At 67.4% G+C, this 21,928-nt stretch carries 21 protein-coding genes; 10 read left to right on the forward strand and 11 right to left on the reverse strand.

Annotated features, from left to right (window positions below; all coding sequences use genetic code 11):
* From KA383_10645 to KA383_10665, 5 genes are all read right to left on the reverse strand, one after another.
* Window positions 1-933, reverse strand: coding sequence for a LysM peptidoglycan-binding domain-containing protein (locus KA383_10645; protein ID MBP7746582.1), 933 nt, complete (start codon window positions 931-933; stop codon window positions 1-3).
* 13 nt (window positions 934-946) lie between these two features.
* Window positions 947-1,861, reverse strand: a complete 915-nt coding sequence (gene rsmH, locus KA383_10650) for a 16S rRNA (cytosine(1402)-N(4))-methyltransferase RsmH (GenBank protein ID MBP7746583.1) — start codon at window positions 1,859-1,861, stop codon at window positions 947-949.
* A 337-nt stretch (window positions 1,862-2,198) separates the two neighbouring features.
* Window positions 2,199-2,720, reverse strand: coding sequence for a hypothetical protein (locus KA383_10655; protein ID MBP7746584.1), 522 nt, complete (start codon window positions 2,718-2,720; stop codon window positions 2,199-2,201).
* Between the two features lie 225 nt (window positions 2,721-2,945).
* A complete protein-coding gene (locus KA383_10660; protein MBP7746585.1) occupies window positions 2,946-3,479 on the reverse strand; it encodes a hypothetical protein in 534 nt (177 codons plus the stop codon).
* Window positions 3,480-3,656: 177 nt separating this feature from the next.
* Window positions 3,657-4,718 (reverse strand): PIN/TRAM domain-containing protein, encoded by a 1,062-nt coding sequence (locus tag KA383_10665; protein MBP7746586.1) that lies wholly within the window; start codon window positions 4,716-4,718, stop codon window positions 3,657-3,659.
* A 91-nt stretch (window positions 4,719-4,809) separates the two neighbouring features.
* On the opposite strand from KA383_10665, the gene KA383_10670 reads away from it, so the two are divergent.
* Both KA383_10670 and KA383_10675 read left to right on the forward strand, forming a co-directional pair.
* Entirely contained in the window at window positions 4,810-6,594 is a 1,785-nt protein-coding gene (locus KA383_10670) for a hypothetical protein (protein MBP7746587.1), read from the forward strand.
* Window positions 6,595-6,608: 14 nt separating this feature from the next.
* Window positions 6,609-7,301, forward strand: coding sequence for a DNA-3-methyladenine glycosylase 2 family protein (locus tag KA383_10675; protein MBP7746588.1), 693 nt, complete (start codon window positions 6,609-6,611; stop codon window positions 7,299-7,301).
* 34 nt (window positions 7,302-7,335) lie between these two features.
* Here the strand turns inward: KA383_10675 and KA383_10680 are convergent, their stop codons facing one another.
* Both KA383_10680 and KA383_10685 read right to left on the reverse strand, forming a co-directional pair.
* The gene (locus KA383_10680; GenBank protein ID MBP7746589.1) at window positions 7,336-8,799 is read right to left on the reverse strand and encodes a S1 RNA-binding domain-containing protein; all 1,464 of its coding nucleotides are present in this window, start codon (window positions 8,797-8,799) and stop codon (window positions 7,336-7,338) included.
* 294 nt (window positions 8,800-9,093) lie between these two features.
* Window positions 9,094-10,038, reverse strand: coding sequence for a prepilin-type N-terminal cleavage/methylation domain-containing protein (locus tag KA383_10685; protein MBP7746590.1), 945 nt, complete (start codon window positions 10,036-10,038; stop codon window positions 9,094-9,096).
* Window positions 10,039-10,711: 673 nt separating this feature from the next.
* On the opposite strand from KA383_10685, the gene KA383_10690 reads away from it, so the two are divergent.
* The gene (locus tag KA383_10690; protein ID MBP7746591.1) at window positions 10,712-12,145 is read left to right on the forward strand and encodes a UDPGP type 1 family protein; all 1,434 of its coding nucleotides are present in this window, start codon (window positions 10,712-10,714) and stop codon (window positions 12,143-12,145) included.
* Window positions 12,146-12,486: 341 nt separating this feature from the next.
* Window positions 12,487-13,134, forward strand: a complete 648-nt coding sequence (locus KA383_10695; GenBank protein ID MBP7746592.1) for an RNA polymerase sigma factor — start codon at window positions 12,487-12,489, stop codon at window positions 13,132-13,134.
* A 68-nt stretch (window positions 13,135-13,202) separates the two neighbouring features.
* Here KA383_10695 and KA383_10700 read toward each other — a convergent pair whose 3' ends face one another.
* A complete protein-coding gene (locus KA383_10700) occupies window positions 13,203-13,832 on the reverse strand; it encodes a hypothetical protein (GenBank protein ID MBP7746593.1) in 630 nt (209 codons plus the stop codon).
* Between the two features lie 151 nt (window positions 13,833-13,983).
* On the opposite strand from KA383_10700, the gene KA383_10705 reads away from it, so the two are divergent.
* Window positions 13,984-14,316, forward strand: a complete 333-nt coding sequence (locus tag KA383_10705) for a DUF962 domain-containing protein (protein MBP7746594.1) — start codon at window positions 13,984-13,986, stop codon at window positions 14,314-14,316.
* Between the two features lie 18 nt (window positions 14,317-14,334).
* On the opposite strand, the gene KA383_10710 is transcribed toward KA383_10705, so the two are convergent.
* Window positions 14,335-14,841, reverse strand: coding sequence for an STAS domain-containing protein (locus KA383_10710; protein MBP7746595.1), 507 nt, complete (start codon window positions 14,839-14,841; stop codon window positions 14,335-14,337).
* A 134-nt stretch (window positions 14,842-14,975) separates the two neighbouring features.
* Here KA383_10710 and KA383_10715 point away from each other — a divergent pair, with 134 nt between their 5' ends.
* Complete coding sequence (locus tag KA383_10715) at window positions 14,976-15,350, forward strand: CoA-binding protein (GenBank protein MBP7746596.1); 375 nt, start codon at window positions 14,976-14,978, stop codon at window positions 15,348-15,350.
* Window positions 15,351-15,460: 110 nt separating this feature from the next.
* Here the strand turns inward: KA383_10715 and KA383_10720 are convergent, their stop codons facing one another.
* Together KA383_10720 and KA383_10725 are read right to left on the reverse strand one after the other, a co-directional pair.
* Window positions 15,461-17,392, reverse strand: coding sequence for an MCP four helix bundle domain-containing protein (locus KA383_10720; GenBank protein MBP7746597.1), 1,932 nt, complete (start codon window positions 17,390-17,392; stop codon window positions 15,461-15,463).
* A 334-nt stretch (window positions 17,393-17,726) separates the two neighbouring features.
* On the reverse strand, window positions 17,727-18,524 hold the full coding sequence (locus KA383_10725; protein MBP7746598.1) for a sigma-70 family RNA polymerase sigma factor: 798 nt from the start codon (window positions 18,522-18,524) through the stop codon (window positions 17,727-17,729).
* A gap of 679 nt (window positions 18,525-19,203) precedes the next feature.
* Between KA383_10725 and KA383_10730 the strand changes: the two genes are divergently transcribed.
* The 4 genes from KA383_10730 (at window position 19,204) to KA383_10745 (ending at window position 21,927) form a co-directional block, all read left to right on the forward strand.
* Window positions 19,204-19,650, forward strand: coding sequence for a HEAT repeat domain-containing protein (locus KA383_10730; protein ID MBP7746599.1), 447 nt, complete (start codon window positions 19,204-19,206; stop codon window positions 19,648-19,650).
* Window positions 19,651-19,761: 111 nt separating this feature from the next.
* Window positions 19,762-20,112 carry an STAS domain-containing protein gene (locus KA383_10735; GenBank protein ID MBP7746600.1) on the forward strand — a complete coding sequence of 117 codons (351 nt, stop codon included), beginning with the start codon at window positions 19,762-19,764 and terminating at the stop codon, window positions 20,110-20,112.
* Window positions 20,109-20,966 carry an ABC transporter permease gene (locus tag KA383_10740; protein MBP7746601.1) on the forward strand — a complete coding sequence of 286 codons (858 nt, stop codon included), beginning with the start codon at window positions 20,109-20,111 and terminating at the stop codon, window positions 20,964-20,966. The genes KA383_10735 and KA383_10740 overlap by 4 nt, the downstream gene beginning before the upstream one ends.
* A 1-nt stretch (window position 20,967) precedes the next feature.
* The gene (locus KA383_10745; GenBank protein ID MBP7746602.1) at window positions 20,968-21,927 is read left to right on the forward strand and encodes a hypothetical protein; all 960 of its coding nucleotides are present in this window, start codon (window positions 20,968-20,970) and stop codon (window positions 21,925-21,927) included.
* The last annotated feature ends 1 nt before the right edge of the window (window position 21,928 follow it).

A 21,928-nucleotide genomic window follows, 5' to 3' on the forward strand; every position in this document is an offset into this window, starting at 1 on the left:
TTATCTCTGCGCCAGGCGAATCACTGGCGGCAGCTTGATCCGCGTGCCGGGCACAATCTTGTGCGGATCCAGCGCACGATTCATTGCCGCGATCTCACGCCACCGCCGACCGTCCTTCAGGTACCGCTGCGCAATGCGCTCCAGCGTGTCGTTGCGCTGAATCGTATACCATCGCTCGCCGCCTGTCTTGGCCGGCGCTTCGGCCGTGACCCCCGGCCCCGCCGCCTCAGCCGTCGCGACCCCGGTCGAGTCCACGCCCGCCAGCACGCGCTGCACCGCCGCCGGGTCTGGCAACACCAAGTCCTCGCCGGCCATGATCCTGCCGCCGCGCGCCCGCAGCTTCGGGTTCGCGTCGACCAGCAACGCCAGTAGCCGGCGGTCATCCGACTTGCACTCCCGCCGCACAATCCGAGTCAGGGTATCGCCCTTCGCGACGCGGTACACCCGCCCCGCCGGAGGCGCCGCCGCCACGGCCTCTTCCGTCGCCGGGTCAGCCGCTGCCGTTACGATCGGCTCCGTCGGCGTCGCCCCGGCAATCAGCACCACCTCGCCGGCCGGGGGAACCGCGTCGAGCTCCGCGGCGTCGGCCACCGCCACTCCCGAATCGTACACGAGCGGAGGCAGTTCCGGCTGCGGCGGGACCCGGACCGGGATCTCCGCGTGCGGTGCCAGCGCGACCGCCTCTCCGGGCACCCGGTTCGCCGCAAGCTCGGCGTCCACCATGTTGCGGCGTGCCAACCGGCCGACGCGCGCCGCTCGCCAGTCGGCGTCCGCCGTCTCGGGCGCAACGCCCGACGCGGCCTCCGCCAGGGCTGTGGGCGCCAGCGGCGAGGGCACGTCGATCATCGGGGCCCCCACGCGCTGCACGACCCACGACATGCCGCCAATGAACCCCATGCAGATCAGCAGGGCTGCCTTGACGTTCAGGGCCATCGCCGCCTCCTTGCTAGCTCTCATCCTGCAATCGCGCACCCACACGCAACTTCGCGCTGCGGCTGCGCGGGTTCCGCTCCCGTTCGGCCGGGTCGGCGATGACCGGCCGCCGGGTCAACTCTTCGAACGTACCGGCCACCTTAGCGGACCGCATGAACTGCTTCACCAGCCCGTCCTCGAGGCTGTGAAAGCTGATCACCGCCAGGCGACCGCCAGGCCGCACATGGGGCGTCACGCAACCCAGGAAACGGCGCAGGTTGTCCAACTCGCCGTTCACCGCGATGCGCAAGGCCTGAAACACCCGCGTCGCCGGATGAATCCTGCCGGCGCCGCCGGCCCCGGGCTGCGCCGCGGCCACGGCGCGCGCCAACGCCAGCGTCGTCGTGATGCGACCCTCGTGGCGGACCTGACAGATCCGCTTCGCGATCCGCCGGCTGTTGCCTTCCTGCGCGTTCTCGTAGAACAGGTCGGCCAGCTCGCGTTCCGGCAGGCGATTCACCAGGTCCAGGGCCCGCAGCTCCTGTTGCCGGTCAAAGCGCATGTCGAGCGGGCCGTCGCGGTCGAAGGAGAACCCGCGGGTCGCGTCTGCGAGCTGCGCCGAGTTGACTCCCAGGTCCACGAACACGTGATCCACCGCGTTGAGTCCCGCCTGCGCCAGCACAGCCGGAAAGTCCGCGAAATTGGCTTGCACGAGCGTGACGGCGCCTGGCGGTGCCTCCGCCAGGCGCGCCCGCGCCACGCTCAAGACCTCTTCATCCAGATCCAGGCCCAGGTAGCGCCCGCCAGGCATGATGTGTGGCAACAAGGCCACCGCGTGCCCCCCCTGCCCGACGGTGCCATCCAGGATGATCTGCCCAGCACGTGGTTCCAGCAGTCGCAACACGTGCTCGACGAGAACGGGTTGATGCTCGTACTGCGCACCTGCCACGACGCACTTCCCGGTCGACGCGCCACGGCCGGACTGCGAGGCACAGGCACACTGAACATGGCATCTCACCGCCGCCGTCACGGCTTCCACTCGCTGCGGCCCCGCAGTGAGAATGCCGGTGCCCGCTCACCGTCCCTGGCTCGCGGGCAACCTGAATCGGACAGTCCTGCACGACTGCCCCGCGGATCGCGAGCGCTTCCCTGCGTGAACCCCGCTACCCACTGCGGGGCCTCTCGCGCATCCCACGTTCGTGAGGATTGCGGCGGGGACGGCGTGAGCATCCGCCGCCGCAATCCGCCCTCGCGAAACCCAACCGCGTCTATCGTAGGCCGGCGACTCAGCCTGCCGCCGGCGTCGCTACCGGGTTCAGACCCGGTGCGAGCGTCTTCATCTCTTCGATCGCCTGCGCCCGCTTCTGCGGGTACTCGGGCCACATCTCGCCTTCGAACGCGTCGAATTCATCGCGCCGCCACAACTCGAGATGGTCACGTACCGCGATGAGCACAACGTCCTTCTCCAGACCCGCGCGCCTCAGCAGCCGCTCCGGGATGAGCACACGGCCCTGAGCATCCGGGTCGAGCAGCGCGCTCTGCGAATACTCGAACTGCCGGTAGGAAAACGCCGCCTCGGAGAGGCTATCATCGGCCGGCAGGTTCGCCCGCATACGCTCGTAATACTTCTCTGGGTAAAGCGCCAAGGTGCCACGTCGCCGACCAGGAACGACATAGAGCGAATGCCCGTCGCGCTCCCCGTCGAGCTTCTTCCGAATGACAAACGGAATGGACAGGCGATTTTTGTTGTCGATCGTGAGTTCATGCGTCCCGGTGAGAAACATGCCACCGCCGACCTGCCATGCCACCTATCACCACTTGGGCCATCAGAACAGGGATAATATACCATCTGTCCCCACACGATGCAACCGTGAATCACGCATTTCCCCCAGTTTCTTCGCGATTTTCCTGGATGTTGCAGACGGAAAACCGCCTGCCGCCAGCGTCGCTAACCGCGCTCACACTACGGATGGTACGCGAACCCTATCGCGCCCCCACCATCTGGCCCGAAACGTCTGAATCCCCCGCGCGACTCAGTTCGCGCCCGTCTCCCGGCTAAGTTGCTCCCAGCTCGCGCGCACCAGGTGCAACCCATGCACGCAGTACTCAAACTGATCGCTGAGTTGGTGGAGCACCTCCGCCGGCGGCTGCTCTTCCGCCGCCGTCAGCTCGCTGGCGATGCCGTAGGAGCGCTTTCCCAGACGCAGGTAGGCTGCGAGCCGGTCCACGCCGCCCTGCCGCCGTGGCCGAAGGTTCTCCGGGTAGACGCCCGCCCAGAACAGGGTGAAGTCCCCGATGTACTTGTTGATGAGCCGGCGCCGGCGCAGCTCGTTCACCTCGGGGCCGAGGGCCGCGAGGGCTTCCATCTGCGAGACGTCGCGAATGACTTCATCATCGACGGTGCGCAGGCGGTAGATGTGATCCACATGCACGAACTCGGCCAGGATCGCACCAAGGTAGTCCGTCACGGAAGGATCACAGATTCCCAGCTCGACCAGAAAGACCTGCTCGACCAGGCCGTCGAAGAGTCGCCGCAACGCCGTGTGAGGTTCTAGCTTCGGCACCATCACCCAATCCTGCCCGCCGGGCCCCGCTCGCCGCGCGGTCACCGGCGCTCCATTCAATCTTAGGGGGCCCTGACAACGTGCGCCGGCACGCCGCCCGGGCACACCTGCGCGCGGAGCCGTCATCAGAGAGAATCGGCCGCTCCGGGCGGCAGCGTTCACAGAAAGACTCGAGACGCGTCACTGGCGTGGCCGAGGCCGTCGCGGCGGTGGCGGCATGCCCTCGGGACGTCCGAATATCATGCGCCCGGCGGAGGTCTGCAGCACGCTGGTCACGGTCAGCGTGACCTCCTCGTTGATCTTGTCGCGCGCGTTTTCCGCCACGACCATCGTGCCGTCTTCGAGGTAGCCGACGCCCTGCCCCATTTCCTCGCCCGGCTTGATGATCCGCACGGTCATCGTCTCGCCCGGCATGACGACGGGCTTGAGCGCGTTGGCGAGATCGTTGATGTTGATCACGTCCACGCCGCGGATCTGGGCGATCTTGTTGAGGTTGTAGTCGTTCGTCACCACGCGGCCATCAACCTTCTTGGCCAGCGCAACCAGCTTCTGGTCGACGTCGCCGGCCTCCTCGATGCTGGGCAGCCGCGTGTCGGAGATCCGAATCTCGATCTTGTCGTTGGTCTGCAGCTTGTTGAGCATGTCCAGCCCGCGGCGGCCGCGATTGCGTTTCAGCTTGTCCGCGCTGTCGGCGATGGCCTGGAGTTCCTGCAGCACGAACCGAGGGATGAACAGCGGCGAGTCGATGATCCGCGTGTCGCAGATGTCCGCGATGCGGCCGTCGATGATCACCGACGTGTCGAGGATCAGCGGCCGCGTGCCGCGCGTCTGCCGCGCGAACTCCACGTACGGAATCACAAATCGCACGTCATCCTTCGTCTGCAGGATGAAGCTGATCGTCAGGTAGCAGCAGATGATCCCGAGCATGAGCTTCACGCTGCCCACCAGCGGATCGTTCTCCAGCTCGCGGAAATAGACCTCGATCGCCAGGTCCAGGATCAGTCCCAGCCCGTACGCGAACACCATGCCCACGACCAGCCCCAGGAACGCCCCCGACAGCGCCGCCAACGACTTCCGCGGCAGAAACGCGTCGACGGCGATCAGCACGATCGCGATGGCGAGGGTCCCGATCATCCACCACGGCGTCTGCGTGCCGAGGCTGGACGTGCCCTTGCCGGCCGCCAGCAGCGCGACGGCCCAGATCAGGACGACAAATACCGCGCGCAGAACCCAAATCACCATTGGTCATTCCCTGTTCAAAAGGGCAGCGCCCGTATAATCCGAGACCACGAAGGCCGACTGCCCACGGGCACGCGCCGGCCGGGATGAACACATGATCACGCTGCCAGACCATGCTGCCCGCTATTCTACGGCCCGCCGCCGCCGGCTCAAGCACGGGCTCCTCGTGGCGCTGGCGCTCATCACCGCCGCGCCGCCGGCCGCCATCGCCCAGGTCACACGCCCAGCCACGCGCCCAACCCTGAGGGACGAGCTGGCCGAGTTGCTGCGCACCGCGCGCCCCGACGCCGCGGTCCAGCGGGCCCAGGCGGCGCTCCGCGCCCGACCGACCGATCCCGCCATCCGCGCCGAGTACGTGGCGCTGCACCTCGGCCTGGCGCGGGAATGGATCGCCGGGCGACATTTCGCCGACGCCCTGGCCGCCCTCGAGGCCGTCCTCGCGCTGGACCCCCATCATGCTGAAGCCCAGCGTCTGCAGGTCGAACTGCGTACCGCGCGCCAACGCGCGTCCGACGAGATCGCCGTCGTTGACAACCTTCTCAGGCTGGAGCTGTTCGACGCGGCCCTCGACCGAATCAGCGAGACACAGGCCCTGCGACCGGATCTGGCGGACGAGCTGCGCGACGCCGAACGCACGGCGCGGCGCGGCGTCGCCGAGGACCACTACCTGGCACGGAATTTCCAGGAGGCATTCGCGCTGTACGAGGATGTGCTGGCCACCGAGCCGGACTCCGGCGGGCGCATCCCGGCCCGCTGGGCGCTGTCCCTCGCGCTTACGCTGGGCGCCGCCGATTTCTCGCGGCCCGGCCACCCGGACGCCGCCGCCCGACTTTCAGCCCGCGCCGCCGACGTGTTGCGCGCCACCCGCGAGCCGGTTCTCGGGCACATTGTGAACGGCCTGCTGGCTCAGCGCGCCGGCCAGCTCGTGGACGCGGGGCGCTCTTACGCCGCAGGCCTCGGTCAGCCGTGGGACTTACCGCCGGTGGAGCAGCGCGCGGCCCGCGTGCAGGAATTGCGGCGCGCCGTGCTGGCCGAGGTTGAAAAACTGTACCGCGACACGCCCGTGGAACGCCGCGCGGGTTTCTGGACGGTCGCGCTGCCGGACACGTGGAAGCGGCGACAGACGCCGCACTTCAGCGTCGAAGCCCGGAACGATCTGGTCGCCGAGCGCGTCGCCGAAGCGGCTGAATATCACTTCGCGGGTCTGTGCGCGTGGCTGGGCCTCGAAACACCGGCGGTCTGGGAGCCGCGCTGCTTGCTGCGCGTGCACGCGACCCGGGCGGACCTGCTGGCTGCGACCGGCATGAGCGGCCCGACCTGCGCGGTCAGTCACACGCGCTTGCAGGGTGAGCAGGTGCAGCGACGCAGCCTGGACGTGTTCCAGGCCGATCCATGGCTGCTCAGCAGCACACTGCCGCATGAGTTGACGCATCTGCTCATTGCCGAAGCCTGCCGGCAAGCCGGTCCGCCACTGGTCATCGACGAGGGTCTCGCGCTGCAGGCCGAGCCGCCGGCCCGCCGCCTGATGTACCGGCTGCTGTTACCGACCACGCCGACCGACCCGACCGTGTTGCTGTCCAACACGACTGTCCCCGTGGATACGGAGCGCTTTTACGCCGAGGCCGGCGTGCTGGCTGCGTGGCTGCTCGATGCGCTAGACGCCCGGCGGAATGCGGACGACCCACCCCTGGTGTCACTGCTGTTGCGAAGCGCTGCGCAAGCGCAGAACCCCGACTGGTGGCGGTCGTTCGGCTTCGACAGTGCGGCAGCAGCGGGTGCCGCCTGGCAGGCGTGGTCAGCCGCACAGCGCGACCCGCCCCGCATGCCGCTGATGATTCGCGCGGAACCCCCGGCAGACCGCCGCCGCCAACCTGAATAGACTGAAGCTTGAGCATGGCGACCGGACAGCAGATGGAAACAGAAGTGAAGCCCGACGGCCTGGATCGCGCAGCGCGACGCCGCCGGGTCGCCCTCGCCGCCATCCGCCACCTGCGCCGCGCGGACCCACGACTGGGACGGCTCATCGCGCGGATCGGACCGTACACGCCGATCATCACGCCCAACCCGTTCACGGCGTTGATCGGGTCGGTCGTGCAGCAACAAGTCTCCATGAGCGCGGCGGCGGCGATCTACACGCGTCTGCGCGGTCTGTGTCCCGGCGGACGACTGACGCCGGCGGCGGTGCTGCGCCGCGACGTGCCCGCGCTGCGGTCGGTCGGCCTGTCGCGCCAGAAGGCGGAGTATGTGCGCAACGTCGCCGAGGCCTTTGCGACCCGTACGTTGACTGCTGCGGCCTTGCGCCGCATGCCGGACGAGGAAGTCATCGCGGCCACGACACGCTTGAAAGGCATCGGGCGCTGGACCGCGGAGATGCTGCTGATCTTCTGCCTCGAACGCCCCGACGTCTGGCCGGTGGACGATCTCGGGCTGCGCAAGGCGGTGCGCAATTTCACCGGGATGCAGGACGTGCCGAAGCCGGCCGCGCTGCAGTCGCTGGCTGACCCCTGGCGTCCGTATCGCAGCTATGCGACATGGTACTTGTGGCGCAGCCTCGAGGGCCCGCTGATGCCGGGCATCGCGCTGTAGCTTGTCCGGAGATGCGCCGCGGTCCGGAGCCGGATCACCAGGAGAGGCCACCCCGCAACGGCTTCTTGCGTTCCTTCTTCTTCGGCGGCGGTGCGGTTTCGGGCGCGGCCGCTTCGCTTTCAGCCGGCGCCTCCCCGCCCGTGCCCTTCAGCGACAGCGAGATGCGGCGCTGTGCCGGATCCACGCTGAGCACGCGCACCTTGATGACCTGCCCGACGTCCACGACATCCTTGACGCTGCGCACGCGCTGGTCGGAGAGCTGCGAGATGTGCAGCAGCCCCTCGATGCCCTCTTCGAGCTGGACGAACGCGCCGAACTCCGTCAGGCGTGTAACCGCGCCGCTGACCACGGCTTCCGGCGCGTACCGCTCCGTTACGCCGTTCCACGGATCCGAGCTCAAGGCCTTCAGGCTCAGGCTGATCTTGCGTTTCTCCGCGCTGACGGCCAGCACGGCCACGCGCACCAGGTCCCCGACGTTCAAGACGTCCTTGGCGTGGTGGACGCGCTGCGTCCAGCTCAGTTCGCTGATCGGAATCAGGCCCTCGACGCCGGGAGCCAGCTCGACGAACGCGCCGAAATCCATCAGCTTCGTCACGCGGCCTTCCACCGTGTCGCCGGCGCGATACTGGCCCTCGACCAGCGACCAGGGATCGGTCGCGAGCTGCTTCATCCCCAGCGAGATGCGGTCCTTGACCAGATCGACCTTCAGGATCTTGACCTCGATCTCGTCGCCTTCCTTCAGCACGTCCGACGGGTGATTGACCCGGCTGTAACTCATGTCGCTGACGTGCAGCAGCCCGTCGATGCCGCCCAGGTCGACAAACGCGCCGAAATCAGCCAGGCGCCGAACCACGCCCTTGCGAACCTGCCCCTCGGCCAGTTGGAAGCGTAACTGTCGGCGTTCCTCCTCGCGCTCGCGCTCCAGGACGCGGCGCCGGCTCAGCACGACCTTCTTGCCGCGCCGGTCGATTTCGGTGACCTCGCACTCCAGCCAGTGGCCCATGAACGACGCGAAGTCCTCGTGGCGGACCAGGTCCACCTGGCTCATCGGCATGAAGCCGCGCAGCCCGTGCACGCGCAACTCGAGCCCGCCGATGTTGCTGCCGGTGACCCGCCCCTTCACCACGTCGCCCACGCGCAACGACGCCAGGTCGGCCTGCGTCTTGGCCTCACGCAGCGAGAGCCGCATCAGCCCCGACTCGCGATCAAAGCCCTGCGGGACCAGGCTCAACACCTGCCCGACCTGCGGCGGCTCGTCCGGCTCGAACTCGTCCAGCGGCAGGACGCCCTCCGCCTTGCTGCCAATGTCCACGAATACGTCCGGGCCGTTGATGCTGAGCACCCGGCCTGGGATGCGGCCCTTTTCGTCCGCACTGGGCGTATGCGGCTGCGCGGCCGCCATCTGCCGCTCCAGGTCGTGGGCCGAGAGCCCGGCCACCTGGTCGGCGATCTCGCGATTCAACTGAGCTTCGTCCAAGCTGAAGGGGTCCGTAGACACTGCGTCACCGTTGTCACATCCCGCTGTTGCTAGAAACGTGCATCGTACCAGCGCGCGCGCGAAACACAAACGCAATTCCGGACGCATCGCGAAGCGGGCCGGAGCGGGCAGCACCGATGCGACCAGCCCCCCGCTCCCAGGGCCGTAACTGGCACTCCACAGACGACTTATCCACGCGGCGGGCAACCCGCGCGACCACGTGCCAGGCGCCCGGCAGGGCGCAAAAGGACGGGGCGAAGCGGCTCGGATCGATCCGCTTCGCCCCGCCAAGACTTCATGCCACGCGCGCTGCGCTTACGGCACGATCAGCGAGTCGGTGTTGGTGTACGGTCCGAAGTTGTCGGACGGCGTGGTTCCATTCAGCGACCCGAGGAGCGTGTAGTTGCTCTGGATCGTGTAAATGTTGTCATAGTTCACACCGACGATCGGACGCTTGTTGAAGTCAACGTGCCCGTCGACGAAGAGCACGTTCTCGCCTTCCATCGCGTGGTTACGGCTGTTGTAATTCTTGAACTTCTCCATGTCGGCCTTGAGGATCAGGTCGGCAGTGGCCGCGATCGTGATCTGGTTGCCCAGACCGAGCGGGCCGGCACCATCCTTGACGTCGCCCGGCCAGGGGAGGGACGCCCCGGCCTGGAAGTACGGGCCCTTGTCAGCGCACAGCGCCATGCGGGGGTCCAGGTTCTCATTCGGCTTGGCCTTCGGGCCGAACGGCAACTGATAGCCGTAGCTCAACGTGTTGTAGCCACGGAAATCGTACCGGTCCTGGCCGAGCTGGGCCGCGCGCCACTGGCTGCCGACGTAGTTGCGCAGGTCATCTTCCGAGTCGCCGGAGCTCGGGCAGATGAACTGCTTCGCGGTGCACGTGCCGTCGATGACGACCATGAACAGCGACCGGCTGGGATGCGCGTTGTCGTAGTTCGCGGTCGTGAGCTGGCTCATCAGGTTGAAGCCCATGTACTCAAAGAAGGACACGCCGTTCGTGTTCGTCCCGGAGGTTGTGTCGTTGAACGGCGACGTCGGGAACCAGTCGTAGTTGTCGTTCGAGTAGACCTTCATGCCCTGGCCAATGCCGCGCAGGTTGGAGGCGCACACGGCCCGTTTCGTGATCTCGCGTGCGCGCGCCAAGCTGGGCAGCAGGATGGAGATCAGCAGTGCGATGATCGCCACCACAACCAGCAGTTCGATCAGTGTAAACCCTTTCTTGCGACTCATCTGAAAGCTCCTGCAACGTCCCATGAACCACTCAGCTTGGTCAGCCCACCTCGCGGGCGCGTCGGCTCGTTCGACGAATTAGTTAATAGAGCACGATCTCCGCCTGCTACCTGTTCGCCCGCCGTGCCTGGCACACCGCGTACCAAACGCTGCACGTGGGCTGATCTCCGCGTTGAGACGTCCGGCTTCACGCAAGCCGGAACTCTCGTGGCCGCATGGGAAACGGTCACGCGCGGTCAATTCACGTGATTTAATGTGGTTGATGCAAGCGCGGGGACAACCCGCAGAACCTCTCCGCGCGACCGAGAAGCCTTCGCGGCACGCTGAGGCGCTCACATTGCGGGAACGAATTGGGAGACGTCTAGGAACGAGGGCAACTATCGATGATCAACTACGCTATGAATGAGTGTATAAGACCGAATAATGTACCCTCATTCGATCCCGTCTTTTCACAATGTAGCATAACGTCCACCTGACGTGTGTCAACCCCGCGATTGGAATTTACCAAGACCGTGCGCGCACGACACGGCACTGGCACTTGTTCGGGAACGGTAACGATCCTGACGGCGGACCACGCCGCCCGTTTTCGCGTCCTGGCCCGCCCAACCCCGAATTGACCGGCGCGCGCCGACACCTTACCCTCCCGCTCGGTGCCCCGACGGGCGATCGCCGGTTTCCCGCTAACGGATATGTTGCCATGCCGTCACTCGAAGAACGTCACGCCGCCTACGTCCGAAAACTCGCCGCCTGCGCCCAGTCCCACTTGCTCGACTTCTGGCCGCGGCTGTCACCCGCCGAACGCACCCAACTGCTCGACGATCTGGACCGCATCGACTTCGATCGTTGCGTGCCGCTCATCGACTCCTACGTTCGCGACCGCCCTGCCGTTCATCTTCCCGCGCAGATCGAGCCGCCGGCGAGCTATCCCGCGACGCCGGGCCCCCGGCAGGTTGAGCTATATGCCGCAGCCCGCGACGCCGGGGCCGAGGCCATCCGGGCGGGCCGGGTGGCGGTGTTCACCGTCGCCGGCGGCCAGGGCACACGGCTGGGGTTCGATGGCCCGAAGGGTGCGTACCCGATTACTCCCGTGCGCAACGCCCCCCTGTTTCAGATCTTTGCTGAGGCCCTGCTCGGCACCGAGCGGCGCTACGGACATCGCCCGCGCTGGTACATCATGACCAGCCTGACCAACCACGCGGAAACCACCACGTTCTTCGCCCAGCACGACTTCTTCGGCCTGGCGCCCGATGACGTCATGTTCTTCCAGCAGGGACAGATGCCCGCGTTTCTCCCGGACGGGCGCATCGCGCTGGCGCAGCCCCATCGCGTGGCACTTGCGCCGGACGGCCACGGCGGCAGTTTGCGCGCCCTCGCGGACAGTGGCGCGCTGGCCGACATGCGCCGGCGGGGCATCGACATCATCAGCTATCACCAGGTCGATAACCCGCTGGTGCGCACGATCGATCCGCTGTTCATCGGTCTGCACCTGACCACCGCTTCCGAGATGTCGAGCAAGGCCGTGTCGAAGGCCTACGACGAGGAGCGGGTCGGCGTGTTCTGCCGCGTCGACGGCCGCACCACCGTGATTGAATACAGCGATCTGCCCGCCGCGCTGATGTCCGCCCGACTGCCCGATGGCACGCGCCGCTTCGACGCCGGCAGCATCGCCATCCACATCCTCGACCGTGAATTCGTCGCGCGGCTGACGACGCCGGGCGCGAGCGCCCAGCTCCCCTGGCATCGCGCTGACAAGAAGGTCACGACGGTGGATGCGGAGGGACGTTTGGTCAGCCCCGCCATTCCGAACGCGGTCAAGCTCGAGTTGTTCGTGTTCGACGCGATCCCTCTGGCGCGCAATCCACTCGTGCTGTTCACGCAGCGCGAAGAGGAGTTCAGCCCGGTGAAGAACGCCGCTGGCGTCGACTCGCCCGCCACCACGCGCCGCGACCTGATCCGCCGGGCGGCGCGCTGGCTCGAGTCCTGCGGCGTCCAGGTGCCGCGCGGTCCGGACGGCGAACCCGCCCTTCCGCTCGAGATCAGTCCCGCGTTCGCGCTCGACGCCGAGGACTTGCGTCAACAGCTCAAAAAGGCGCCGCGGCTCGTACCCGGTGAGCCGCTGCTGCTGACGTAGTCTGCACCGGCGTATTCGGAGTGTCGAGTATGACGGTCGTTGCGGCCCGCGCGTGCCGTGCGGCACGCGTCAGCGGATGCGCTCCCACGGCTGGAGTCCGTCCACGGTTCACCGCGGCGGCGGCCGGATCATCTGACTTGCGCGCGAGATGGTCCTGCGCTCGTGCGATAGTGGTTCCCCCATAGTGGCAAAATCCGCAGTGCAGCGATAGCGCTCGGAAGCGGGCGCCGCGACGCATCGTTTGTGGCGGGGTGGTGCACACGCGGCGGGGTTGTGGCCCCGCGCGCCGCGCTGTAGAATAGCGCGCGTAGGGTCGCGAAGCGCCGGTCGATGGGTGCAACATGGCGGGGACATACAGTCATCGCGTTCACGTGCCGTCCGCCACGCTGATCCCGCTTGCGCGCCTGCCGGCGGCGTTGCGCGCGAGCGCGATCACGGTCACGGACCTGGACACGCGCCTGATGCTGGAGGTCTCCGCCGGCAGTCGCGACGCAGCGGCGCTGCTGATTCAGCGCAATCACGAACGGATCGCGCGGTACATCGCGCGTCTGATTCGTGATCGGCGCCCGGTGGAGGATCTCACGCAGGAAGTGTTCCTGCAGGCGCTGCGGCATGCGGACCACTACCGCCCCACCGCCAAGGCGTCCACCTGGCTGTATCGCATCGCGACGAACGCCGCCCTGAACTACCTGAAGCAGCCGGCCGTGCGACGGCGTGCCGCGGAGGCCGTGGCTGGGACGCTCGACGTCTCGGACCCCCACGCGCCGCCCCCCGATCATCGGCTCACGCTGGACGAGCTGAAGGAGCGCGTATCACAGGCGTTGGTGCATCTGCCGCCGAATCAGCGGGCCGCGCTGGCGCTCTACGAGTACGAGGGATGCCCGTACGTCGAGATTGCCGCGGTGCTCGGCATCTCGGTCGAAGCGGTGCGCTGCCTGCTGTCGCGCGCGCGCGCCACGCTGCGGCAAACGCTGCAAGGCCTGGTCTGAACGACCGCGGCGGGCCCCCTCGCGAACCACCGTCCATGTCGCTTCGTCGCTTGCCCCCCGCGCCTTCTCTACGTCGTTCCGTCGCTGCCCCCCGCCACCTGCTCGGCCAGCGAGGCCGTCACCGACTGCCAGGTCTGCGTCAGCGGCTGCATTTCGTAGCGCAGCAGGTCGGCCAGGAGGACGGTGTCGTGGGCTTCCAGCGCGCCGCGCAGCTCATCCAGCTTCAGGATCAGATCCGCCAGCCACTCCTTGACCGTGCGGCCCTCGTACAGGTAGGTCGTCAGGTCGTCACCGAGCAGCCCGCTGCACTGCGCCAGCGCGCGGTAGCATGTCTGCCAGAGCGACACGAACGCGCCCACGTCGCGGACCGCCGCAGCACCCTGGCCGGCACTCAGCCGATTGGCGATGTCGGCGAGCTGGCCGCCGGCCTGATCGAACTCCAGCGCCAGGCCGCGGAGCGCATCGGTGACGAGCGTCCGGGCGCAGCCCGTCTCGAGATCGACCTGCGCGCCGGCGCCAAGCGGCTGCGCCAGCCGCGCGGCGAGGTCCGCGTCGTTGAGACGGTGGCCATTGATCGACACCGAAACGATCAGCCGCTCACTGGGGTAGTTCGCCCGGACGCGGTCGATCGAGGTCTGGAGCGTGTCCTCGGGAGTGAAGGACTCGTTCACGCGCTGACCATCAACAGTGAAGATCATGATCGGCTCCCATGGACCTCGCGGGTCGGCCGCGGCGGCGCCGCGGGCGCGCGGCCATCCTGCCTGCTACCGTTTATCGGCACGTGCCGGCCGCCTACTGAACGGCGGGGCCGTTCTTGCCGGCCCGGCGGCGGCGGCTATGATCGGGTTCGTGAGCGAGCGCACCCCCGCCTGGCTGCGGAACTGGCTGCAACGCCATCAGCATCCCGTTTCGCGCGCGCTGCACTATGTCGGGATTCCGCTGGCCGTGGCGGGCGGCGTGCTGGCGCTGGTGCAGTTGGGCCAGTGGCGGTGGGACCTGTGGTGGCGGCCGGTCGTGCTGCTGGTCGCGGGTTACGTGCCGCAGTTCATCGGCCATCGCCTGGAGGGGAATGACGTCGGCGAGGTGATCCTGATCAAGAAGTGGCTGGGCCGGCCGTATTGTGCCGTATCACCGCGCTATGCGCAGCCGCCCGCCGACGTACGGCCCCCGGCGTCCACCTGACTGCGCCGCGCCGAAGTGCTACGAATTCGTGCTCTCCAGCACACGACGCAGCTCCGCAGCGATGCGTGCGAAGACCCGCTGGTTCTCGGGACTCAGGTCGGCCAGCCGTTGATGGGCCTCCAGCATGAACTCGACGGTAGCGCGGTCCGCACCTTCCTCCGGACAAGGCACCTGCTCCATCCCAGGCGGCAGACCGACGTCGCGAAACTCGAACAACTGGGACAGCCCCATCGTCTGCAGCGCGCCGCGGCAGGTCGGCGTGCAGCGCGACAGGACCACCCGGCCGCCGGCACGACTCAACTGCTGGCGCGTCTTGATCATCCAGCCGGCAAACGTGCTGTCCACCCAGGTGCAGGCGTCCAGGTCAAAGATCGCGATCGGCTGCGCGGGCGCGCTCGCCAGAAATGCGCCGAACAGCGCTTCGGCGGTCAGTGACGCGCGGTGCGTCGCATGGCCATCGAACGCGATGTAGAGCTGCGCTTCGCTGGCGGCGTAACGGATGTGCGGCGGGTTCGGCGTCGTCAATGCAGGACCTCACTTGCGGCGCGCGACAAACGTATCATAACGATCGGCGAGGGCGTGGTGTCGATCGAGCGGCGGCACTTATTATGTCGAATGCTCGCCGCGCAATTGTTGCGCGGCACACCCAGGTGCAAGACATGCGCAGAACCGTCGCGATCGTCGGTGCGTCTGCCGATCGGCGCAAGTTTGGTAACAAGTCGGTGCGCGCCTACCTGCGATGCGGCTGGGACGTGTACGCCGTCAACCCGCGCGGCGGTGAAATCGAGGGCTTAAAGGTGCACGCGTCGCTCGCGGATATCCCCGTGCCGCTGCACCGCGTGTCCCTGTACTTGCCGCCCGAATTGGGCCTCGCGGTGCTGCCCGACGTGGCTGCGGTGTGCCCGCAGGAGTTCTTCGTCAATCCCGGCGCGGAAAGCCCGGAGTTGCTTGACGCTGCCCGGCGGTTGGGGCTGGCGCCGATCCTCGCGTGCAGCATGCTCGCGATCGGCGAGTTGCCCGAACGGTACGGTTGAGCGTAGCGCGTTGAGCGCCAGGGACGCTCGCTCGCGCCAACGCGGAAGCCGCGCGGCGCCGACTTAGGCAGCCGACGCCGGGCGGCGCGCAGGTGAAGGGAGGGGTCAGATTAGAACTCGCCGGCCACGTCGACGCTTGACGGCACCCGATGGGGCTGCGGAGCGTGCTGGGACTGGCACGAGCTGCTCGCCGATGCATGGAGCGCCCGCGCTTGACGACGCTCGACCTTTCCGCCGACCAAAGCCATCAGTTCGCCGACCATGCTCTTGACCGTTTGCGCCTGGGCGCTGAGCTGCTCGGCGGCTGAGGCGGATTCCTCGGCGCCAGCCGCGTTTTGCTGCGTGACCTTGTCCATTTGCGAGACGGCCGTGTTGATCTGCTCGACGCCCTGGGCCTGCTCGTCCGAGGCACACGTGATGCCGTTGAGCAGGTCCGCGACCTGGGTCACGTCGCCGACGATGGCCTGCAAGACCTTGCCGGCGGTGTCGGCCACCGTGGTGCCCTCCTTGGCACGGGTGACGGAGCCCTCGATCAGGTTCGTGGTATTGCGCGCTGCTTCCGCGCAGCGTTGGGCCAGGTTGCGGACTTCTTCGGCGACAACCGCGAAGCCCTTGCCGTGCTCACCGGCGCGGGCGGCCTCGACGGCGGCGTTGAGCGCCAGGAGGTTCGTCTGGAAGGCGATCTCCTCGATCACCTTGATGATCTTGCTGATCTGGGAGGAGGACTCGTTGATGGCGCCCATCGCGGTGTTGAGCTGGGCCATGGTCTGCTCGCCCTGGCCGGCGTTGGTGCGGGCCTGGTTGGCCAGGTCGTTGGCCTTGCGCGAGTTCTCGGCATTGGTCCGCGTCATCGCGGCCATCTGTTCCAGAGCGCTGGACGTCTCTTCGAGCGAAGAGGCCTGCTCGCTGGCGCCCTCGGCGAGCTGCTGCGCCGCGGACGAAACCTGTGCGGCGGCGTCGTTGACCTGGTCGGCGCCGTCGTTGAGCTGCGAGGAAATCCGGAGCAAGGTGCGGTTGATCCCGCGCGTCATGAGCAGGCCGAGGCCCAACGCGGCAACCACGCCGACGACCATGGCCGCCAGCGAGGCGGTCTTGATGGTCGCTGCCTGGCGCTTGGACTGGGCCGCCGCATCGTTGGCTACGGTGCGGTTGATGTCCACGATCTTGTCGAGCAGCACGTCGGCCTCGCGCTGCGTGCTGAGGCACGGCCCCAGCAACTGTGCATGGGCCTGCGCCGCCAGGGTGGCCGCCGCGTGAGCTTCCTGGTTGATCTGCTGGAAATGCTCCAGGAACTCCCCGGCGGCCGGGGCCATCTCGGCATAATAGTGCTCCGTGGCAGCGGCCGTGTTGCCTTCCTTCATGAGTTGCTTGATGTGGCGGCAGGCTTCATGTACGCGCTGGTGCGGCGCGTACGCCGCCTTGAGCGCGCTCTGTACCGCCGGATTGTCGGTCTTGTAGGCCGCGAGCCACTTGCCGAAACCGCACTCGGTGTGTTCCTCGCCGCCCTCGAACAACTCCTGCGAGTGGAGCATGCTCTGGACCCTCTCGCGCAACTTGTAGTGGTCGCTGCTGAAGCGCTGCAGGTCTTCGCAGAGCGTCGCTGGGTCGTGGATGCCGTTTTCATCCAGCGCCTTGCAGAGTTCAAAGAACTTGTCGTTCTCGGCGCGCCAGGCCTGCCAGGCGGGCACGAATTTCTGCCAGGTGGCCGCTTCCTCCGCGGTTTGGGGCAAAGGTTCGTAGATCTTCCACGCCGCTTCATAGCGTTCGCGGGCCTCGGCGACGTTGTCGTATTGCTGCTGGCGCATCGCGCGGTCCAGCCTGGTCGAGAGCAGCATGCGCTGGCTGGCCTGGATCGCGGTGGACGCCTCCTTGATGATGAGCATGCTGTCCACACTGGGCAGCCGTACGGTCCCAATCTCGTAGATCGATTCGGCACTGACCAGGGCCCCGTAGTAGCCGACGGCCCCAAGCGTGAGCGTGATCACGGCCACGATCGAGAATGCAGCCATCAACTTCTTGCCAACAGTCCACTGCGATTTCATGGGAGTCTCCTGCCGCGAGCGCACACGAGGTGCGCGACGCACTACTGACACCGAGACGTTGGGCTCTGGGACTTGTCCGACGACCTGCCGGGTCCTGCCGGACAGACCATCGTCCGATTGGGGAAAGGCCTTAAACAGTTCGCTCTAGTCGCGACGCGCCGAAACCGACGCACCCACCCGCTACGGTGGAATTATCGGGTGGTTTGGGTCACGCAGTTGCTGCCGCCCCGCAACTCAAGAAAGTCGGGCACGCGACGTCGTGCGCCGCGTGCCCGAAAGGACACATCAACAGAGCAAGCAGGAGGTTTGTGACGGGCGGTCGCCCGCAGGTTCGTCACGATGCCGCAAGCAGGCGCTCCTCCAGCACCGCGCGCAGTTTCAGCATGGCCTGGTTCTGGATCTGCCGGACGCGTTCCTTGCTGACGCCGAGCAGGTCGCCAACCTGGTCGAGCGTCTTACGCCGCTGGCCCGCTCTGACCGCTGGCTGGTCGAGCGAGAATCGGGCGCTCAGCACGCGCCGCTCGACGGTGCTCAGATCGGCGGAGTTCTCGAAGAGAATGCGCTTCAACTCGTCCACGCAGTCAAGTTCGATGCCTTCACGCCGGGTTTCGAGATAGTCGCTCCGTTCCATGGCCGGATCGTAGGGCGCCGGGAACTGTGCGCGATGACGCGCGGCCTTGGCGCCGGCGCGCGAGAAGCTTGCCAGGATCGCCCGACAGGCGTACGTGCTGAACTTGAAGCCGCGGCTCGCGTCAAACTTGTCCACGCACCGCAGCAGCGCGAGGTTGCCCTCGCTCACCAGCTCGCCGAGCTCGACGCCGTTGTTCCGCGAGCGCCGCGCCATCGCGAGCACCAGGGACGTGTTGGCCCGCACGATATCCGTGCGCAGCTCCTGAGCCAGACTGTCCCAGTGCAACAGCTCGCGCGCGGCCCGGCCACTCAGACGCTGCCCGCGATACCGCGTGAGCACCCGCATGACGCGCGCGCGGCAGTAATTGAACCGCAGGAACAGCCGCTGCTCCGCGGCGGCGGTCAGGACTTCGGTCCCAGGCGACGCGTCGGAACTCGTCACGCGCTCGCTGGCCTGGGAGGCTGACCGCGCATCGTCGACCGGCAAATCGCCCTCCGGCATCGTCGCACGACGGAAGCTCGGGTGGTACACGCATTCCACCGGTTCGGCCAGCCGCCGCTGCAGGTGTTCGATCTCGTCAAGTGAGAATCGCCGCAGGGCGCCGGTCGGCGGCAGCTTCGCGGTGGGATTGAGCTTGCGAACGACCGTGGTCGCGCGAGTCGCGAGTTTGGCCTTACTGATCGTTGGCTTCATAACTCACATCCGTTTCTGAATGTTCGTCCGCGACGCGCCCCGCACAGTCCGTTCGCTGGCACGCCGCCGCGCCCGAAGGTTTACCGGCAACCTCAGTACGATCCGAACGGCCACCGGATCGGTGCTGAATCCCGGCGACCGCCGATTACCCGGGCCTTCGGCCCATCGACCGCGGTCCCGTCCGCAGCCGATGTGGTATCAATTAGATACCATATAAAATGTAACGCCGATTTGTTCGCGATGCAAATCAAATAGAATGGTTTTTGTACCTTTTTTTAACTTGTTTTTTTACAATGATTTACAATCGGCTTCGTATCCGAAGACCGGTCAGGATCCCCCGGATTCTGAGTCGTGAACGATCCCGGAGAGTCCGTTTCGTAAAGAGGCCACTCCGGCTGCGGCTCGTGTTGAGCGCGAGCTCGTGGGACCGCGAACGATCTCGGCGCGCCGAGCGTTGACCCGGCCGGTGCCCGCTTATAATCCCGCCATGCGCCGACGGGAATGCACATTACTTGTGACGGTGGCCATCGGGATCGTGGGTGCGGCGCTGGGGACGCTGGGGTGTCGCGGAGACGCACGGCGCGCACAGTTGCGATCCACCAATCCGCTGGACCGGGCCGCGGCGATCGTGCGGGTGGCCGAAAGTGGCGATCTGCGCGCCGTGCACAAGCTCGTGGATCTGCTCGAGGACGAGGACAGCGCGGTGCGCATGTATGCGATCCTGGCACTGCGGCGGCTGTGCGGCCAGGACTTCGGCTATCGGTATTTCGACAATGTGGGCACGCGGTCGAGCGCGGTGCGGCGCTGGCGTGACGGGCTGCGCGCCGGGAGCATCCAGGTGCACCCGGCCACGCAGCCAAGTGTGATCGCCGCCGACGCGGACCCGGCGCAGGGGCCGGCCGCTGGCGCCGCGACCGCGGAGGAGCCGCGCTGAGGGCCGGTCCGCTGCAGCGTGCGCCGGCGAGGGTGGCGAAACCGTCGCGGGTATGAGAGAATCGAGCGGGCGCGAGGCGAGCCGCCGCGTGGGACCTGAGCAGGCCGCGACGTGAGCGACGAAACACGAAGACTGGATGTGGAGGTTACCGCGGTTGACGGGGCGCAGGTGGTCCGCGTGCGCGGGGAGGTGGACCTGCAGACGGCGCCGCGGTTGCGTGAGCTGCTGCTGGCGAGCGCGAAGGGGCTGCGCGACGTGGTGCGCATCGACCTGTCGCAGGTGCCGTACATGGACTCATCCGGGGTGGGGACGATGGTGTTCGTCAAGCGTGCCATGGAGCGGGCCGGAGCGCGGGTGGTGCTCATCGGCCTGCAGCCCCGGGTGCGCAGCCTGTTCGAGATCACGCACCTCGACAAGTTCTTCACGATCGTGAGCACGATCGATGAGGCGGCGGCGCCATGAACAGCATCGCGGGGCGTCCACGAGTGCGGGGGCGGCGGACGTGGATCGAGGTTGTGGGAGCCACGGTGCGCGGCGGCGTTCTCGCGCTGGGCGACGCCGCGATTTACGTCGGGGGGATCGTGCGCCTGCTGCTGGCGATCGGGCAGCGCGCGGTCCGGGCGCTGCGTGGCGGCGCCGACCGCATCCGGCTGGAAGCGCTGGTGCAGCAGGCCGTGCGCGTGGGGGTCCGCAGCATCCCGATCATCGTGCTGGTGCAGGTGTTCATCGGCATCATTCTGGCGCTGAACATGGCGCCGACGCTGGCGCTGTACGGATCACTGGAGCGGGTGGCCGACATCGTGGCCATTGCCGTCTTTCGCGAGCTGGGCGCGCTGATCAGCGCGGTGATCCTGAGCGGCTTCGCGGGCGCGTCGATCGCGGCGGAACTGGGGGCGATGGTCGAGGGCGAGGAGATCAAGGCGCTGCGGGCACACGCGCTCGATCCGATTCGCTTCCTGGTCGTGCCGCGGGTGGTGGCAACGACAGTGATGCTGGTTGGCCTGACCGCGCTGGCCGACGTGGTCGGCGTCTTCGGCGGCTTTTTGACCGCGGTCTTCGTGCTGGACATCGCGCCGCAGACGTACATTGACGGCACGCGGGCCGCGCTGACGATGGGCGACTATTTCACCGGCCTGTTCAAATCGGGCGTCTTCGGGGCGATCATCGCCATGCTGGCGTGCTACGAAGGGCTGCACGTCACCGGCGGCGCCGAAGGCGTGGGCCGCGCGACGACCACGACCGTCGTGAAGAGCATCGTCTGCCTGATTGGAGCCGACTGCATCTTCACGGCCGTCTTCTACGTGCTGGGGTGGTGACGTGCCGCTCGTGGTCGGTATCGATGAAGCCGGCTATGGACCGTTGCTCGGACCGCTGGTGATGGCGGCCACACTGTGGCGCGTCGCGCCGCGGCGCGTGGACGGCGACTACTGGGACTGGCTGGCCACGGCCGTCACCCGGCGGGCGACGCGCGGCGAAGCCCGGCTTCCGGTCGGCGATTCGAAGGAGGTCTTCGCGCGCAAGCGGGGGATTGCCACGCTGGAACGGACGGTGCTGGCGTTTGCCCGCGCGGCGGGACTGCGCTGGGAGACTGTGGGCGAGTTTCTGGCGGAGCTGGGGTACGCCAGCCCGCCGCAGGCCGCGTTTCCGTGGTACGAAGACCTCGGGGCGCGCCTGCCGCGCGACCCGACGCGCTCGGCCTTCGAGGGCGCGGCGCGTCGTCTGACCCAGGCCATGACGGCGGCCGGCGTCGCCTGCTGCGGTCTGCACGCGGAGATCGTGACGGAGGACGCCTTCAACCGCCGGATCGCACAGACCCGCAACAAGGCGGCGGTGGTGGTCGAGGGCGTTTTGCGGCTGATCGCGTGGGCGGGGCGGTACTGCGGTGACCAGGATCTGTACGTGCGCGTCGATCGGCTCGGTGGCCGGGCCGACTATCGCGCGGTGCTGATGCACGCGTTTCCGGAGCGGCACGCGCACGTGCTGGCGGTCAGCGACGAATGCAGCCGATACCGGCTGGCGTCTGCCGTCAACGACTGGCACATCGAGTTCGCGGTGAGCGGCGAGCAGCGGCACCTGCCGATCGCGCTCGCGAGCATGCTGGCGAAGTACGTCCGCGAGGTGCTGATGGAGCGGTTCAACGCGTACTGGCAGCGCGTGGCGCCGCAGGTGGCCGCGACGGCGGGGTACTACACGGACGCGCAGCGCTTCCTGGCCGAGATTGGCCCGCTCGCCGGGCCGCAGAACGTGCCGCTCGAGCGCTTCGTGCGGGCACGCTGAG

Source organism: Phycisphaerae bacterium (assembly GCA_017999985.1).
GTDB lineage: Bacteria > Planctomycetota > Phycisphaerae > UBA1845 > Fen-1342 > JAGNKU01.

Coding starts and splice junctions, on each gene's coding strand:
- KA383_10645 (MBP7746582.1), bottom strand. CDS start 933: ATGGCCCTGAACGTCAAGGCAGCCCTGCTGATCTGCATGGGGTTCATT.
- KA383_10660 (MBP7746585.1), bottom strand. CDS start 3,479: ATGGTGCCGAAGCTAGAACCTCACACGGCGTTGCGGCGACTCTTCGAC.
- KA383_10665 (MBP7746586.1), bottom strand. CDS start 4,718: ATGGTGATTTGGGTTCTGCGCGCGGTATTTGTCGTCCTGATCTGGGCC.
- KA383_10670 (MBP7746587.1), top strand. CDS start 4,810: ATGATCACGCTGCCAGACCATGCTGCCCGCTATTCTACGGCCCGCCGC.
- KA383_10675 (MBP7746588.1), top strand. CDS start 6,609: ATGGCGACCGGACAGCAGATGGAAACAGAAGTGAAGCCCGACGGCCTG.
- KA383_10685 (MBP7746590.1), bottom strand. CDS start 10,038: ATGGGACGTTGCAGGAGCTTTCAGATGAGTCGCAAGAAAGGGTTTACA.
- KA383_10690 (MBP7746591.1), top strand. CDS start 10,712: ATGCCGTCACTCGAAGAACGTCACGCCGCCTACGTCCGAAAACTCGCC.
- KA383_10695 (MBP7746592.1), top strand. CDS start 12,487: ATGGCGGGGACATACAGTCATCGCGTTCACGTGCCGTCCGCCACGCTG.
- KA383_10700 (MBP7746593.1), bottom strand. CDS start 13,832: ATGATCTTCACTGTTGATGGTCAGCGCGTGAACGAGTCCTTCACTCCC.
- KA383_10715 (MBP7746596.1), top strand. CDS start 14,976: ATGCGCAGAACCGTCGCGATCGTCGGTGCGTCTGCCGATCGGCGCAAG.
- KA383_10720 (MBP7746597.1), bottom strand. CDS start 17,392: ATGAAATCGCAGTGGACTGTTGGCAAGAAGTTGATGGCTGCATTCTCG.
- KA383_10725 (MBP7746598.1), bottom strand. CDS start 18,524: ATGCCGGAGGGCGATTTGCCGGTCGACGATGCGCGGTCAGCCTCCCAG.
- KA383_10730 (MBP7746599.1), top strand. CDS start 19,204: ATGCGCCGACGGGAATGCACATTACTTGTGACGGTGGCCATCGGGATC.
- KA383_10740 (MBP7746601.1), top strand. CDS start 20,109: ATGAACAGCATCGCGGGGCGTCCACGAGTGCGGGGGCGGCGGACGTGG.